At 64.5% G+C, this 14778-nt stretch carries 16 protein-coding genes and 1 pseudogene; 14 read left to right on the top strand and 3 right to left on the bottom strand.

The features are described 5' to 3' along the window. The first annotated feature begins 83 nt into the window (after positions 1–83). The 8 genes from ACSYG9_RS13470 to ACSYG9_RS13435 all read left to right on the top strand — a co-directional run bounded on the left by ACSYG9_RS13470 (position 84) and on the right by ACSYG9_RS13435 (position 6611). Positions 84–1058 (top strand): Zn-ribbon domain-containing OB-fold protein, encoded by a 975-nt coding sequence (locus ACSYG9_RS13470; RefSeq protein ID WP_454842805.1) that lies wholly within the window; start codon positions 84–86, stop codon positions 1056–1058. A gap of 13 nt (positions 1059–1071) precedes the next feature. Then, positions 1072–2133 (top strand): thiolase domain-containing protein, encoded by a 1062-nt coding sequence (locus ACSYG9_RS13465; RefSeq protein WP_440123013.1) that lies wholly within the window; start codon positions 1072–1074, stop codon positions 2131–2133. Further along, the gene (locus tag ACSYG9_RS13460; protein ID WP_440123012.1) at positions 2133–3308 is read left to right on the top strand and encodes a thiolase domain-containing protein; all 1176 of its coding nucleotides are present in this window, start codon (positions 2133–2135) and stop codon (positions 3306–3308) included. Before ACSYG9_RS13465 ends, ACSYG9_RS13460 begins: the two co-directional genes overlap by 1 nt. A 12-nt stretch (positions 3309–3320) precedes the next feature. Beyond that, positions 3321–4217, top strand: a complete 897-nt coding sequence (locus ACSYG9_RS13455; protein ID WP_454842954.1) for a TIGR03619 family F420-dependent LLM class oxidoreductase — start codon at positions 3321–3323, stop codon at positions 4215–4217. Next, positions 4214–4627, top strand: coding sequence for a nuclear transport factor 2 family protein (locus ACSYG9_RS13450; RefSeq protein WP_440123011.1), 414 nt, complete (start codon positions 4214–4216; stop codon positions 4625–4627). The genes ACSYG9_RS13455 and ACSYG9_RS13450 overlap by 4 nt, the downstream gene beginning before the upstream one ends. Positions 4628–4636: 9 nt before the next feature. Then, entirely contained in the window at positions 4637–5209 is a 573-nt protein-coding gene (locus ACSYG9_RS13445) for a nucleotidyltransferase family protein (RefSeq protein ID WP_454842804.1), read from the top strand. A gap of 78 nt (positions 5210–5287) precedes the next feature. Then, entirely contained in the window at positions 5288–5899 is a 612-nt protein-coding gene (locus tag ACSYG9_RS13440) for a TetR family transcriptional regulator (protein WP_440123009.1), read from the top strand. After that, positions 5883–6611, top strand: coding sequence for a YqeB family protein (locus ACSYG9_RS13435; protein ID WP_440123008.1), 729 nt, complete (start codon positions 5883–5885; stop codon positions 6609–6611). The genes ACSYG9_RS13440 and ACSYG9_RS13435 overlap by 17 nt, the downstream gene beginning before the upstream one ends. Before the next feature lie 228 nt (positions 6612–6839). Here the strand turns inward: ACSYG9_RS13435 and ACSYG9_RS13430 are convergent, their stop codons facing one another. Continuing rightward, positions 6840–7310, bottom strand: a complete 471-nt coding sequence (locus ACSYG9_RS13430; RefSeq protein WP_454842803.1) for an NUDIX domain-containing protein — start codon at positions 7308–7310, stop codon at positions 6840–6842. Positions 7311–7505: 195 nt separating this feature from the next. On the opposite strand from ACSYG9_RS13430, the gene ACSYG9_RS13425 reads away from it, so the two are divergent. Both ACSYG9_RS13425 and ACSYG9_RS13420 read left to right on the top strand, forming a co-directional pair. Then, entirely contained in the window at positions 7506–7802 is a 297-nt protein-coding gene (locus tag ACSYG9_RS13425) for a DUF6191 domain-containing protein (protein WP_454842802.1), read from the top strand. A 361-nt stretch (positions 7803–8163) separates the two neighbouring features. Further along, entirely contained in the window at positions 8164–9021 is an 858-nt protein-coding gene (locus ACSYG9_RS13420) for an LLM class flavin-dependent oxidoreductase (RefSeq protein WP_454842801.1), read from the top strand. Here ACSYG9_RS13420 and ACSYG9_RS13415 read toward each other — a convergent pair. Then, positions 8971–9230 (bottom strand): annotated as a pseudogene (locus ACSYG9_RS13415) (hypothetical protein); the annotation flags it as partial. The gene ACSYG9_RS13420 and the pseudogene ACSYG9_RS13415 overlap by 51 nt on opposite strands. Before the next feature lie 744 nt (positions 9231–9974). On the opposite strand from ACSYG9_RS13415, the gene ACSYG9_RS13410 reads away from it, so the two are divergent. From ACSYG9_RS13410 to ACSYG9_RS13400, 3 genes are all read left to right on the top strand, one after another. Beyond that, positions 9975–10208 carry a FitA-like ribbon-helix-helix domain-containing protein gene (locus tag ACSYG9_RS13410; RefSeq protein ID WP_440123004.1) on the top strand — a complete coding sequence of 78 codons (234 nt, stop codon included), beginning with the start codon at positions 9975–9977 and terminating at the stop codon, positions 10206–10208. Next, positions 10205–10624, top strand: a complete 420-nt coding sequence (locus ACSYG9_RS13405) for a PIN domain-containing protein (protein ID WP_454842800.1) — start codon at positions 10205–10207, stop codon at positions 10622–10624. The genes ACSYG9_RS13410 and ACSYG9_RS13405 overlap by 4 nt, the downstream gene beginning before the upstream one ends. Positions 10625–10783: 159 nt before the next feature. Next, a complete protein-coding gene (locus ACSYG9_RS13400) occupies positions 10784–12016 on the top strand; it encodes an MFS transporter (protein WP_454842799.1) in 1233 nt (410 codons plus the stop codon). Between the two features lie 143 nt (positions 12017–12159). On the opposite strand, the gene ACSYG9_RS13395 is transcribed toward ACSYG9_RS13400, so the two are convergent. Further along, on the bottom strand, positions 12160–13413 hold the full coding sequence (locus ACSYG9_RS13395) for a cytochrome P450 (protein ID WP_440123000.1): 1254 nt from the start codon (positions 13411–13413) through the stop codon (positions 12160–12162). A 201-nt stretch (positions 13414–13614) separates the two neighbouring features. Between ACSYG9_RS13395 and ACSYG9_RS13390 the strand changes: the two genes are divergently transcribed. After that, entirely contained in the window at positions 13615–14778 is a 1164-nt protein-coding gene (locus ACSYG9_RS13390) for a steroid 3-ketoacyl-CoA thiolase (RefSeq protein ID WP_454842798.1), read from the top strand.

Raw genomic sequence — 14778 nt, 5'->3', positions numbered from 1 at the left:
CTTTCAGGTCGGACGACTGGCCATGCCGCGCTGTTCACACGCTACTCTTGCCAGCGACATTAGAACCTGTTCTACTCGAAGATGTGAGTCTGGGAAAGAGCGCGGTCGTCGAACCGCCACTGAGAGCCCCGTTGAATCTTCAGTTCGACTACACCCGGTCCACCGGGCCTGCCGTCGGTGCATTCGTCACCGGTTTGCGCGACGGGCGGATCGTCGGCGCACGTGGTTCGGACGGGCGAGTGCTCGTCCCTCCCCCGGAATACGACGCGATCACCCACGAGCCGCTCGTCGATTTCGTCGAGGCGGGGCAGACCGGCACCGTGGTGAGCTGGACGTGGAATCCCGAGCCTCTGCCCGGGCAGCCGTTCGACCGCCCGTTCGCGTGGGCTCTGATCCGGCTCGACGGTTCGGACTCGTCGCTACTGCACGCCGTCGACGTCCCTTCTCCCGACGACATGAGCACCGGCATGCGGGTGCGCGTCCGATGGGCGGACGAGCGGGTGGGCGACATCCACGACATCGTCGCGTTCGAGCCGGGCGAGGCCGAGGCAGCACCCGCTGCCGACGCCGACACCGAGCCGGTAGGCATGATCGTCACGCCCCTCGACCTGCACTACACGCACACGGCGTCTCCCGAGGAATCGTGGTACCTGCGCGGATTGAAGGAAGGGAAGCTCGTCGGCGGGCGAACCGGGCCCGGGGGCAAGGTGTACGTTCCGCCGCGAGGTGCAAGCCCCACCGACGGCGTTCCGACGAAGGAACACGTCGAGCTGTCCGACAAGGGCATCGTCACCACGTTCTGCATCGTGAATGTTCCGTTCATGGGCCAGCAGATCAAACCCCCGTACGTCGCCGCATATGTGTTGCTCGACGGCGCCGACATTCCCTTCCTGCACCTGATCCTCGAGTGCGATGCCGCAGAGGTCCGTATGGGCATGCGCGTCGAAGCTAAATGGCGACCGCAGGAGGAATGGGACTACACCCTCAGGAACATCGAATACTTCCGTCCCACCGGCGAACCCGACGCCGACTTCGACACTTTCAAACACCACCTCTAGGAGCCGCGGAATCATGACAGACATTGCAGTCGTCGGCTTCGCGCACGCTCCACACGTCCGCGAAACGCACGGCACCACCAACGGTGTCGAAATGCTCGTGCCCTGCTTCCAGGAGCTCTACGGCGAGCTCGGAATCACCAAGTCCGACATCGGTTTCTGGTGCTCCGGTTCGTCCGACTACCTCGCAGGTCGCTCGTTCTCGTTCATCTCGGCCATCGACGCGATCGGTGCAGTTCCCCCGATCAACGAGTCGCACGTCGAGATGGACGCAGCGTGGGCCCTCTACGAGGCCTGGGTAAAGCTCATCACCGGTGAGGTCGACACCGCGCTCGTATACGGGTTCGGCAAGTCGTCGGCCGGCACGTTGCGGCGCGTCCTCTCGCTCCAGCTCGATCCTTATCTCGTCGCACCGCTCGGCCTCGACGCCGTGTCGCTCGCCGGATTGCAGGCACGGATCGGACTCGACTCCGGCAAGTGGACCGCGGAGCAGATGGCCGAGGTCGCCGTCCAGGCACGCGCGGCAGCGAAAAGCAGGCCCGACGCCCAGATCAGCGGCGATGTCACCGTCGAGGAATTGCTCGCGACACCGTACGTCGCCGACCCGTTGCGCCGTCACGACTGCGCCCCCGTCACCGACGGCGCTGCCGCGATCATCCTGGCGTCCGGCGACCGCGCGCGGGAACTGTGTGAGAACCCCGCGTGGATCACAGGGATCGAGCATCGCATCGACTCCCCGAATTTCGGAGCCGCCGATCTGACGTCCGCGCCGTCCGCACGCGCTGCCGCTGCGGCTGCCACCGGCGGTGACATCTCCTTCGACCTCGCCGAGCTGCACGCACCGTTCACCCACCAGGAGTTGATCCTGCGTGAGGAGATCGGATTGAACGGCAACACTGCGATCAATCCGTCGGGTGGTCCGCTGACCGGCAACCCGATGTTCTCCGGTGGGCTCGAGCGTATCGGTTTCGCCGCCAAGGCGATCATGGACGGGAAGGCGGGCAGGGCACTCGCCCACGCCACGGGTGGCGCTGTACTGCAACAGAATCTGGTAGCCGTTCTGGAGGGACGAAACTGATGGCGAAGCAACCTGCAGCTGTCCTCGGAACCGGACAGACCCACTACGTCGCGAAGCGGCACGATGTCTCGATGGCAGGACTCGTCCGCGAAGCAATCGACCGAGCCATGGCCGACGCCCATGTGGGCTGGGACGACATCGACGCGGTCGTGATCGGGAAAGCTCCCGATCTGTTCGAAGGCGCGATGATGCCCGAACTGGCGATGGCCGACGCGATCGGCGCAACCGGCAGGCCTTTGCTGCGCGTTCACACCGCCGGGTCCGTGGGCGGTTCCACCGCCAATGTCGCTACGAGTCTCGTCCAGGCGGGTATCCACCGGCGCGTACTTGCGGTCGCGTGGGAGAAACAGTCCGAATCCAATGCGATGTGGGCGCTGTCCACGCCCGTCCCGTTCACCATGCCGGTCGGTGCAGGCGCAGGTGGCTACTTCGCGCCCCACGTCCGCTCGTACATCCGTCGCTCCGGGGCACCCGAACACGTCGGCTCGATGGTCGCTGTGAAAGATCGTCTCAACGGCGCGAAGAACCCGTACGCCCACCTCAAGCAGCCCGACATCACCCTCGAGAAGGTGCAGGCGTCGCAGATGCTGTGGGATCCCATCCGCTACGACGAAACGTGCCCGTCCTCTGACGGTGCATGCGCCGTGGTGCTCGGCGACGCCGACAGCGCTGCCGCGGCCGAGGCGGACGGGCGCACCGTCGCGTGGATCCACGCGACCGCGATGCGCACCGAACCGACCACCTACGCCGGCCGCGACCAGGTGAACCCTGAAGCAGGCCGGATCGCTGCCGCAGCACTGTGGAAGCAGGCCGGGATCACCGACCCGCTCACCGAAATCGACTGCGCCGAGATCTACGTCCCGTTCTCGTGGTTCGAACCGATGTGGCTCGAGAACCTCGGGTTCGCCCCGGAAGGTGGCGGGTGGAAACTCACCGAGGCAGGAGAAACTGCAATCGGGGGGCAACTTCCGGTCAATATGTCCGGCGGCGTTCTGTCGTCGAACCCGATCGGCGCGTCGGGCATGATCCGCTTCGCCGAGGCGGCGATCCAGGTCATGGGTAAGGCCGGAGAACATCAGGTCGACGGCGCACGCAAAGCACTCGGACACGCGTACGGTGGTGGCTCGCAGTACTTCTCGATGTGGGTCGTCGGGTCCGAGAAGCCGGCGAACTAGGAGTATGTCATGGTGAAGTTCACCGTCGGCGTCGCGATGACGCCACTGGATCAGCTCGCGGGGATCGCGAAGACCGCCGAGGAATGCGGCTTTTCGTCGATCGCATTGCCGGATTCGTTGTTCTACATGGAGAAGCAGACCGTCGACTATCCCTACACGCCGGACGGGTCGCGGATGTGGACGGCGGACACACCCTGGGTGGACCCGCTCATCGCCGCAGCTGCGATGGGGGCAGCTACGTCGACGATCGAGTTCTACACACAGGTCCTCAAACTCGGCTCCCGCAATCCGGTACTGCTCGCGCGTCAGGTCGGTTCGGTCGCGAACCTCACGAACAACCGGTTCGGGCTCGGTGTCGGGATCGGCTGGGCACCGGAAGAATTCGAATGGTGCGGCGTTCCCTACGCGCGACGCGGAAAACGTGTCGACGAAATGATCGATGTACTGAAGCTGATCCTCGGTGGTGGCATGGTCGAGCACCACGGTGAGTTCTACGATTTCGATCGCCTGCAGATGAGCCCGGCCCCGAGCAAACCGGTGCCGTTGTACGTCGGTGGCCACACCGACGTGGCGTTGCGCCGGGCCGCGCGGGTCGGCGACGGCTGGACCTCGGCAATGATCAAGTTCGACGATCTCGTCCCTGTGATCGACCGTTTGCGCACGCTGCGCAGCGAATACGGCCGGTCCGACACCCCCTTCGAGATCCAGACGGTGTGCATCGACAAGTTCGGCTCGTCCGGTTACACCGAACTCGCAGACGCGGGGGTCACCGACATCATCGTCGTGCCATGGATATTCGACGGTCACGGATTCGACTCCCCGCTCGAGGCAAAGCAGGAATCGTTGCAAAGGTTCGCCGAGAAGTTCATCCACGCGAAGGGCTTCATCCACGAGAGAGGCACAGCATGAGCGAGGAACATCCCGCACGCGTCGCGGCACGCTCGTCCCAGGCGGCCGCGAGCGGCAAGCGCAAGGACGAATGGCTGGCGCTGTTCGCTGACGACGGATATGTCGAAGATCCTGTCGGACCGTCGGGGTTCGACCCGGAAGGCAAGGGCCATCACGGGACGGAGGCGATCGCGAAGTTCTACGACATGACGATCGCGAACACCGACTCGCTCGAGTTCCTCGTCGACGACGTCCTGGTGTGCGGCGACGAGTGCGTCAACATCGGCACCATTCGCACGACGATGGCCGGCAACATCATCGACGCCGAGGGCGTGTTCGTCTACCGGGTGAACGCCGAAGGCAAGATCGCGTCGCTGCGCGCCTTCTGGGAAGTCGATCGAGCGATGAAGACGCTGCGTCCGGCCCAGTAGAGTCGGACCGTGGTCACTGCCGGAATCGTTCTCGCTGCGGGGGACGGCTCACGGTTGGGTGGTCGGGCGAAAGCCCTGCTACCCCACCGGGGCCGTCCCCTGCTGCATTCCGTCGTCGATGCTCTCGAGCAAGGCGGGTGCGACCGGACGATCGTCGTGACCGGCGCGTACGCCGACGAGGTGGCTGCAGCGTGCCCACCCGGAACAACCCCGGTGTACAACTCCCGATGGGAGATCGGAATGTCGACCTCGCTTCGGTGCGGGGTCGACGCGGCGGCCGGTGCCGACGTGATCGCGCTGACGGTGGTGGATTTCCCCGGCATCAACGCCGAACTCGTACATGCAATCCTGTCGGCGCACGAACCCGGAACCGTGACCTTGCCGGTGTTCGGCGAGCGCCCCGGTCATCCCGTCGTCTTCGACCTGGTCGACGCGGTAGCGGCGGTGCAGCAAGCACGTGGCGACGAGGGCGCGCGATCGTTCCTCTCCCGTAATCGCGACCGGGTCCGGCAGTTGGATTGCGCAGGTCTCGCAGATCCCGGCGACATCGACACCGCCGGCGACCTGCACCGACTGGACTGACATTGTTCTCCTGTCGCTCGGATCGCGCACATGGACAATTAATTGACTTACTAGTCAATTAATTATTATCCTTGGTTCATGGCCCGTACCGTCGACCCCGAACTCCAAGCGCAACGCCGCAATGCCATCACCGATGCGGCCGCCGTGCTCTTTGCCGAACACGGTTACGAAGCAACCCCTGTCACCGCGATCGCGAAAGCCGCGGGCGTCAGTTCGGGCACGGTCTTCCATTACTTCGGCGACAAACGCGGCGTCTTCCGGGCAATCTTCGAGCGCGACCTGCCCGAATCCCGGGCGATGGTTGAACGCTATCGCGACGCCGAGGATCCACTGGAGGCGATTCTCGACCTGGTCGCCGAGCTCGTCGAACCCGCCTCCGACCCACTCGCCGCGGGCCTCGTGATCGAGGTGATGCGGCAGGTCGCCCACGACCCGCAACTCGCCGTGGTCCTCGACGAGACGGACGCCGTAGTGAGCCGAGGACTCAGCGATCTCCTCCGTCGCGCGCACCACCGGATCGACCCCGCGCTCGACCCGGACGCGACCGCCACCTGGATCCGTGCGATCACGGATTCTGCTTTTCTCTACGCGGACAACCCGTCTGCGGTAGCTCCCGTGGAGACCATGCGGACGGTCATCCACCGCTATCTCACCGGACATCGAAAGGGACCTCATGACGACGATGCGTGACGATGCAACGAAGATCTCCGTCTCCTGGATGATCCCCGCCGTCGTGGCGGCGGCATGCATCCTGGTCGGCATCGGGCTCGGCTTCGCCGCTCCCCCGGTCTGCCGCTGGGCCGTCGACACTCTGCCGACAGTCCCCGGGCCGGTGGAACTTCTCTCCGAGCTGACCACCGCGTGGTCGCTACCGATCCTGACCATCCTCGGGATCGTCGGGGGCGTGGTCCTCGCCATGAGCACCCTCGGCGAATCACTCACCGTCACCGTGGATTCCGACGGTGTACTCCTCGAGCAGGACGACGACGCGCTCTATGTTCCGCGAAACAAGATCGTCGGCGCCCACCTCGATGAGAAAGACCTGGTCCTGACTGACGTCACGCGCCGTGAACTCGCCCGTCGCAAATTCGGCGACCTCGACAAGATCGCCGTCGCCCACGCATTCACCGAGCACGGATACCCCTGGACCGACACGTCACACAACGATGACGAATTCACCCGGTGGATCGACGGTGACCCCAGCCTCGACAGCGAAATCCACGCACTGCTCCGCGAACGACGTACCGCGCTCTCCCGCAAAGATTCCCATGTAGCCGGTCAGCTCCACGGAACGCTCCAGGAGCGCGGCATAGTCGTCCGCGATCGCAAGGAACGCCAGGAATACCGTCGGGTCCCGCTACGCGGAGGCGGTCCTGCCGGATTGCCGGATGGTCATCGGTAACGACGCCGGAAACGCGGTCCATCGGCAGTTCCGAGTGCATTGGTCGGGCAAATCCTGTTCTGAGCCGAGGAAAACGTCGAACAGCAGGAATGGGAACGGACACCGATCCGTTGACGGTGAGGCGCGACGAAGCCGCTCGTCCATGACCGATCCTCGCGCCTTCTCGGCACGAGACCTGGCGACACCACGGAACCAGACCTCAGTCCGTTCACGCCGGACGTGAGTAGTTCAGAATCCGATGCAGTGAAGCGGTGCCAGCCGACCGGCGTGCAGAGCGGTAATCACGAACTCTTCATGCGGGACCATCGGGGTCGGTAATTCTCGCACGTCGAACCATTGCAGCGCCGCTGCCTTCTCACGCTCTATCAGCCGTGGCTCACGTAACCAGCTGCGACATTCGACGAAGAAGTCCACTCGATGATCCTTGTACGAGTGGCCGGGCAACTCCTGGCGATGCAACGAGGTCAGCGCCACGAGATCGTCAGGATCGACCACGACACCGAGCTCCTCGGCACACTCACGAACAGCGGCATCGAAAACCGACTCGCCCCGCTCGACGTGTCCCGCCGCAGCGTGAGCCCAATGTCCGTCCAGGTAGCCAGTGCCCTCCCTCAGTTGGAGCAGGACCTCCTCGCGCCCGACAACGTTGCGACGGAACAGCACATAGACCGCAGGCACGACCTGAACGCGTTTATTCACGCGCACACGGTAACGGGCGAGGGTGACACCACACCGCGACCGGGCGGGCGGCAGACCCACGATGGCGTTCTCCCGTGCGTCCGAGCACCTCTGGAATCGAGTCCCCTCTGGCATCATCGGTACGGGATTGAACCGGAGTAGACCACACGAACATTGTGCTGGCCGAGGAATCCGTGACATTGGAGGGGATGTTCGATGGAAGCCGTGCTTATCGGTGTGACCGCAATCGTGGTGCTCGTCGGAATCGACCAGGCAGCACTGTGGGCAGAGAGAAGAGGATGGATCTTCTGGCGCAAGAGCAAGCCACGCACGGCCGACGCGGGGAGCGGCACGTTGGGGATGATGGACGAACTGTTTTCCCCCGCGAAGAGGCATGTCACTGAAGAAGTTGTGGGTAAGAGGCACGCTCGAATCGACGTCGCTGTAGGAGACGGCGGATGGATCGATCTCGATAGTGGCCGGGTACGGCTGTCGACGTCCGATCAACCGTAGCCGTGTGTGCAACGGTCTCCGGGGCAGGAACGGTACTCCATGGCCGAAGGCTGTCCTGACGGTTGACCGCCGATGCACGCGAGGTCGGATCGACTATCCGGGTGCCGTGTTCATCTGCACGGTCATCGCTGTTCGTCGGTGTGCGGATGCACGCCACGAGTACCCAGCGGGGCATACACGTCCTCGGTGCGTAATCCTGGGTGTGGGTGACTCATCCAGTTGCAGAACTGATCGTGACGATGATCTTTCTCGTCTCTGCCGACACCTCGACCGTCACCGTGGGTGCGCTCGTTCGAGTTCCGATGTATGACTGTGCGATAGTCGCGCCACTGGGATAGCTAAGACGAGAATCGAGGAACACATGGCCACCGAAAACTCAGGTGCTGCAACGTCCGAGACGAACACGGTCGCGATCGGATTCGTCTTTCCTCCCAGCCAACCACCCGAACGCCTTCGCGACGCCGCACTCGCCGTGGAGGCCGCCGGCATCGACGAGTTCTGGCTCTGGGAAGACTGCTTCGCGGAGTCCGGCCTGGCTCCCGCCGCCGCGGTGCTCGCCTGGACGGAGCGCATCCGCGTCGGCATCAGCCTCATCCCCGTACCGCTGCGCAATGTGGCCCTGACCGCCATGGAAATCGCCACCCTCGCCCGACTCTTCCCGGACCGGCTGTTGCCCGGCATCGGTCACGGCATCCTCGAGTGGATGGGACAGGCCGGCGTCCGAGCGAAGTCACCGATCACGCTGCTACGCGAATACAGCACTGCGTTGCGGGCGCTGCTCGACGGAGAGACCGTCACGACCCAGGGCCGGTACGTCCAACTCGACGACGTCCGACTCGCGTACCCGCCCGCACTCGTACCGCCGCTACTGATCGGCGCCACCAAACCCAGAACGCTCGCAATCGCGGGTGAACTCGGTGACGGTGTGCTGCTCGGCGGCGGAAACGAGACACCGGACGGGGTGCGGGAAAGTCTGCGCCTGGCCCTGCAGGCTCGCGACGCTCGTGGCCTCGGCCGGCCGTTCGAGGTGGTCATGCCGGCGATGGTGCCGGTTGATGCGTCTGCCGACGAGATCGAGGCGACGGTGCGGCCGTATGCGGCGGCCGGTGTCACGCGCGTGACTGTCTGCGGCATCGATGCGGATGGGGCGCCCGACGGCAGTGATCGACTACTGCATCTGGTGGATGTGGTCGCGGAGGTGCGCTCCCGGTTCGCGTAGTGCGCGTGCGGTCGGCCACTCCCGGCTGTACGCCATCCGCACACTGTCCCAATACTCGGCGATCCCGCTGATGAGTCCGTACCCCTGCTCGGCCACCGCGACGACGGACGTCTCGAGGTCACCGACTTCGAAGCACACGTTGCGCACCTCAGGTCGTTGGCCGTCGCCGTGGGCGACCCCGGCTTGTGGTCGGGACTGACGAAGGTCGCGGCTCCAACCGGACCCCTGCGACGTGATGCCGATGTGGTCGAACATTGTACGTGTGCCATGGAATCCCTCCTCCGGTCGTTGTCGTGCCGATTCGATGCTGAGATCTGATCGTTGGAGCCGCCACCGGCGTCGTGGCGGCTACCGGTCGACCTGGAGCTCCCGAACCTGCAGGATGATCGAGCGGAGGCTCCAGAGGATTACCTGCGCGATGCGTCTTCGTGGGACCGGACCGCGAATCGGTCGTCCCTACCGCTTCCAACGCTGCACTCGATCCGACAAGTCAATCGGTAGGAACGTTTCGAATTGCGCTTCTGCACAACACTTTACGATATCAACGTGCACCGACCAGATATCATGTCACGTAGGCGCGAGATTGCCTCTCTCACAATCCAATTCGTCCACGCGTTGGCTCCGGCCATCGGCGAACACGCAGAGATCAGCATGCGACGTCCCATCGAGCACACCGAGCCTCCAGCGGCATCCCGCACAGAGCCGCCGGAGGTCTCGCCGCTGCGTGGGCACGCAGCCGGTTGTCCGTACTGGCACACAGTGGTCGCAATGCGAGTGAACGTCCCAGGTTACCCAGGCCCAAGCGGCGTCCACGTCGACCCACATCCCTGTCCTGGAGGGCCGCTGGAGATGGGATTCGAATTAGGACATACGCATAGTATCCACCACCACGGGCGGTCGAGGATCATCCCAGGTGCTATCGTTCTTGATAGCACTCTGAGGAGGTAGTTCCGATGTCATCCATCGTCGTCCGAGGGCTCGACGAGTCCGTCAAAAAGCGGCTCGCCGCCCAGGCCAAGGAGCACGGCCGCTCCATGGAGGCCGAAGCCCGCGACATTCTCACCAAGGCCACGCGTCGGCCACACATCGGTCTCGCACTCATGCGTGCAGCGCAGGAAGCCGGGGGCGTCGAGGATCTCCCCCTACCCGAGCGCTCCGACGTCGCCCGCGCGGCGGACTTCACGTGATCGTCCTCGACACCAATGTGATCTCCGAGATCTTCCGACCGGAGCCGGAGAGCGTGGTCATCGCGTGGATGGAAGGCCTCACTGGCGAGGTTGCGATCACCGCCATCACTCTCGCCGAACTTCTGGCCGGCGTGCGCCGCCTCCCGAAAGGCCGGCGCAGGTCGACACTGGCCGCGAAGATCGACGCCGCGCTCGAGCCCTACCGAGACACCATGGCGATCCTGCCATTTGACGACGGTGCCGCCGAGCACTACGCCGCCGTCCTCATCAGGCGTGAACAGGCGGGGCTGCCGATCCACACCGCCGACGCCCAGATCGCCGCGATCTGTCTGGCACACGGAGCCACATACGCGACACGGAACACCAAGGATTTCACCGGTACCGGAGTCGAATTGGTCGACCCCTGGTATGCCTGAATCAGCAACCCTGAGGAGTTCGGGCGCTGGTCACCAGCGCCACGAGGTGCAGCAGAAGGGAGTGGCCGCGTCGATTTCCGGGCGGTACTGCGACACCGAGCAGGTCGTGCATCGTGTCGACAAATGGATTGTGAACCGCGTGCTGGACAATCGCCCGTGATGCCAACAACACTGCGCTCGCCCACGGTCGGCTACGTCCTGGTGCTGATCCCGTTCGTGCTGAGCTTCTTCACCCGATTCGCACCAGGAAGCCTGGCCGGACCACTCGCCGACGAGCTCGATTTCTCCGGTGCTCAACTCGGGTTGGCCACGGGCACCTACTTCTACGTCTACACCGTCATGCAGGTACCGGCCGGAGCGATCATCGACCGGATCGGCATCCGGTGGGCGGTCGGCGTCGGCACCGCACTCTCCGCAGGTGGACTGTTCCTCTACTCCGTCGCGATGAACCTGCCGACCGCGGTCGCCGCGTCGGCACTTATCGGCTTCGGCAGTTCCACCAGCTTCTTGGGTGTGCTGCGCGCCATCGGAGCGTGGTATCCGGCAAGCCGATTCGCGGCGATGTCGGGGACGACCATGCTGATCGGCAACATCGGCAGTATCGCCGCCGGTGGCCCGCTGGCGTCGTTACTGTCGGTGACAACCTGGAGAGGGGTTCTGGCGGCCACCGCGGTGGTGTCGTTGCTGAGTGCGGCGGCGGTACTGATGTTCGTGCGGCATCTTCCGTCTGCGGTGGTGGACCGCACGACGGGTCAGGAGACCAGCACTGGTGTCGGCGCCTTGCTGCGGGATCGCACGCTTATTGCGTTCACACTCGTTGCCGTGGGCACGAACTCGACGTTCTACACCTTCACCAGCCTGTGGGGTACGCCGTTTCTGACCACTACCGGTACGGCATCGGCAACCGCGGCGACCGTGATCTCCGCAGCATTGCTTGTGTATGGACTGACCTCGTTGGCCGTCGGTCGTTTCTCGGATGTACACGGCCGGAAGGCCGCAACGATGGTCGTGGTCAGCGCGGTCGGGGTCGGCGGCTGGATAGCAGTGTTCATCGCTGCGCAACTATCGGGCGCCACAGCGATGGCAACGGTCGGGATGCTGCTGGCCGCGGTCGCGGCCGGCGGCGTCGTCGTGGTGTTCTCGATGGTCAACGACCACACCGGCTCTCGCGGCGGTGCAACCGCACTGGCGGTGGTCAACGGTGCGGTGTTCCTGGTCGTGGCAGTACTCCAGCAGGTCATCGGGTGGCTGGTCGATGCCGGAGACGGTGGGCCGCAGGCCTACGGAATCGGGATCGGGCTGGTCGCTGCGATCGCCACCGTCGGCCTCGGATTCGCGGTGCGCGCGGCCGTTGCTACAAGAGTGGTTGAGTCTGCAGATGCATCTCGATGAGCGATGGTCCCGTGTTCCATCGCGCCACAGATCCCTTCCCCTTTCCTACCGCTTCGGAGTGGCCCCGACCAGCGGGTGGCCGGCCGGGCCCCTCGACCGGCGCGACACCCTGCTGGTCGCGACCGGCCTGTCCTCCACCGAGGTCAGTGCTTGACCGGGCACCCACCCTGCGTCTTGTAGTCGACCTGGAATTCCTTGATCCCGTTGAGCCAGCCGGACCGCAGACGATGCGGATCGGAGATCTTGGTGATGTCCGGAATATGGTCCGCGATTGCGTTGAAGATCAGGTCGATCTCCATGCGAGCGAGGTTGGCGCCGAGGCAGTAGTGCGCACCGGTTCCACCGAATGCGAGGTGCGGGTTGGGATCCCGGAGAATGTCGAATTCCCGTGGGTTTTCGAAGACCTCTTCGTCGTTGTTGGCCGATGCGTACAGCATCACGACGCGGTCGCCCTTCTTGATCGCCTGACCACCGAGCTCGGTGTCCTCGAGTGCGGTGCGCTGGAACGAGATAACCGGTGTGGCCCAGCGGATGATCTCGTCGGCAGCCGTCTTCGGACGGTCGCGCTTGAAGATCTCCCACTGCTCCGGATTGTCGAGGAAGGCCGCCATGCCGTGGGAAATTGCATTGCGGGTGGTCTCGTTACCCGCGACGGCGAGAACGATGAAGAAGAATCCGAATTCCTCGGGCGCGAGTTCGTCGCCGTCGATGTCCGCTTCGATGAGGGTGGTGACGATATCGTCCGCCGGATTCGCCTTACGCTCGGCAGCCATCTGGTAGGCGTAGCCGAGGACCTCCATCGAGGCCGCTGCCGGATCGGCGGTGTTGTCCGGATCGTCGTACCCGGTCATCTGATTGGACCACTCGAAGATCTTCGCGCGATCATCCTGGGGCACACCGATGAGGTCGGCGATGGCCTGCAGTGGCAGCTCGGCAGCGATCTGGGTGACGAAGTCGCCGCCGCCCTCCTGGCATGCCTCGGCAACGATTTTCTTTGCCCGCGAGTTCAATTCGTCGCGCAGACCGTTGATCGCGCGGGGTGTGAATCCACGCGCGACCAGCTTACGCAGCTTGGTGTGCTCGGGCGCGTCCTTGTTGAGCAGGACGTGACGCTGAAGCTCGATGGCCTCTCGCGGCATGTCGTCGTTGAACCGCGGGATGGCGGTGTTCTCCCAATTGGAGAACACATCGCTCCGGCGGGAGACTTCGCGGACCTCTTCGTGGCGGGACACGACCCAGAAGCCTTCGTCGTGGAAGCCGCTGACATCCGGCGACTTCTTGTTCCACCAGACCGGTGCCGTCCTGCGCAGTTCGGCGAATTCTTCGAACGGCATACGCTCCGCAAAAAGATCGGGATCTGTGAAGTCGATGCCTTCGGGGATGCTGGGCTGTGCCACCACTGAACCTCTCCTGCCCTTGCACGGATACCCGCGCTGTAATGTGGAACACGTTCTAGAATCATTGAAGCACAGCACACGCGGCTCGCCAAGGAAACCGTGCTTCCAAACAGCGAGACCACCTCTTGCACCACTCGATAACCTGTTCTATTTTCCGAGGTAGGAACGCTGCCCCGAGGGGCACACAGAAAGGAGCCCGCTGTGGGCACACCCGTCATCGTCGAGGCCGCACGCACCCCGATCGGCAAGCGAGGTGGCTGGCTCTCCGGCCTGCACGCCGCCGAAATCCTCGGTGCAGCGCAGAGCGGGCTTATCGAACGGTCCGGGATCGACCCGGCACTCGTCGAACAGGTCATCGGCGGCTGCGTCACCCAGGCCGGTGCCCAGTCCAACAACATCACCCGCACGGCCTGGCTGAATGCCGGACTGCCGTGGCAGGTCGGTGCCACCACGATCGACTGCCAGTGCGGCTCGGCGCAGCAGGCGAACCACCTCATCGCAGGTCTCATCGCAACCGGTGCCATCGAGGCCGGGATCGCGTGCGGTATCGAAGCGATGACGCAGGTTCCGCTCGGCGCCAACGTCGGCGACCAGGCCGGACCCCGCCGGCCCGAGTCGTGGAACATCGACATGCCGAACCAGTTCGAGGCCGCCGAACGAATTGCTCGGCGCCGCGGCATCACCCGCGATGACGTCGACGCCCTCGGTGTGCGCTCCCAGCAGCTCGCGAAGCAGGCATGGGACGAAGGCCGCTTCGAACGCGAGGTCCTGCAGGTCGTCGCCCCCGTCGTCGACAAGGAAGGCATGCACACCGGCGAGAAGCAGACCGTCGCCCGCGATCAGGGGCTGCGCGACACTTCCGCCGAGTCGTTGGCCAAGTTGAAGCCCGTCCTCGACGGCGGCATCCATACCGCAGGCACCTCGTCGCAGATCTCCGACGGTGCGGCCGCGGTGCTTCTGATGGATGAGGACAAAGCGAAAGCACTGGGTCTGAAGCCACGCGCACGGATCGTCTCGCAGGCGCTGGTCGGCGCCGAGCCCGAATTCCACCTCGACGGCCCTGTCCAGGCAACTGCGAAAGTGCTCGAGAAGTCCGGCATGAGCATCGGCGACCTCGATCTGTTCGAGGTCAACGAGGCTTTCGCATCGGTGCTGCTGTCGTGGGCCCAGGTCCACGGGCCCGACATGGACAAGGTCAATGTCAACGGCGGCGCGATCGCGCTGGGGCACCCGGTCGGGTCGACGGGGTCGCGGCTGATCACGACGGCGCTGCACGAACTCGAGCGGCGCGACGCATCGACGGCGTTGATCACCATGTGTGCGGGTGGCGCGCTGGCCACGGGCACCATCATCGAACGCATCTGA

It is taken from the genome of Rhodococcus sp. SJ-2 (genome assembly GCF_053750035.1).
Note: the sequence above shows the minus strand (reverse complement) of the source record. Positions and strands in the feature narration are given on the sequence as shown.

Excerpts from the sequence above, each read along its gene's own strand:
- ACSYG9_RS13465 (WP_440123013.1), top strand. The coding sequence starts at position 1,072 with ATGACAGACATTGCAGTCGTCGGCTTCGCGCACGCTCCACACGTCCGC.
- ACSYG9_RS13460 (WP_440123012.1), top strand. The coding sequence starts at position 2,133 with ATGGCGAAGCAACCTGCAGCTGTCCTCGGAACCGGACAGACCCACTAC.
- ACSYG9_RS13450 (WP_440123011.1), top strand. The coding sequence starts at position 4,214 with ATGAGCGAGGAACATCCCGCACGCGTCGCGGCACGCTCGTCCCAGGCG.
- ACSYG9_RS13440 (WP_440123009.1), top strand. The coding sequence starts at position 5,288 with ATGGCCCGTACCGTCGACCCCGAACTCCAAGCGCAACGCCGCAATGCC.
- ACSYG9_RS13435 (WP_440123008.1), top strand. The coding sequence starts at position 5,883 with ATGACGACGATGCGTGACGATGCAACGAAGATCTCCGTCTCCTGGATG.
- ACSYG9_RS13425 (WP_454842802.1), top strand. The coding sequence starts at position 7,506 with ATGGAAGCCGTGCTTATCGGTGTGACCGCAATCGTGGTGCTCGTCGGA.
- ACSYG9_RS13420 (WP_454842801.1), top strand. The coding sequence starts at position 8,164 with ATGGCCACCGAAAACTCAGGTGCTGCAACGTCCGAGACGAACACGGTC.
- ACSYG9_RS13410 (WP_440123004.1), top strand. The coding sequence starts at position 9,975 with ATGTCATCCATCGTCGTCCGAGGGCTCGACGAGTCCGTCAAAAAGCGG.
- ACSYG9_RS13400 (WP_454842799.1), top strand. The coding sequence starts at position 10,784 with ATGCCAACAACACTGCGCTCGCCCACGGTCGGCTACGTCCTGGTGCTG.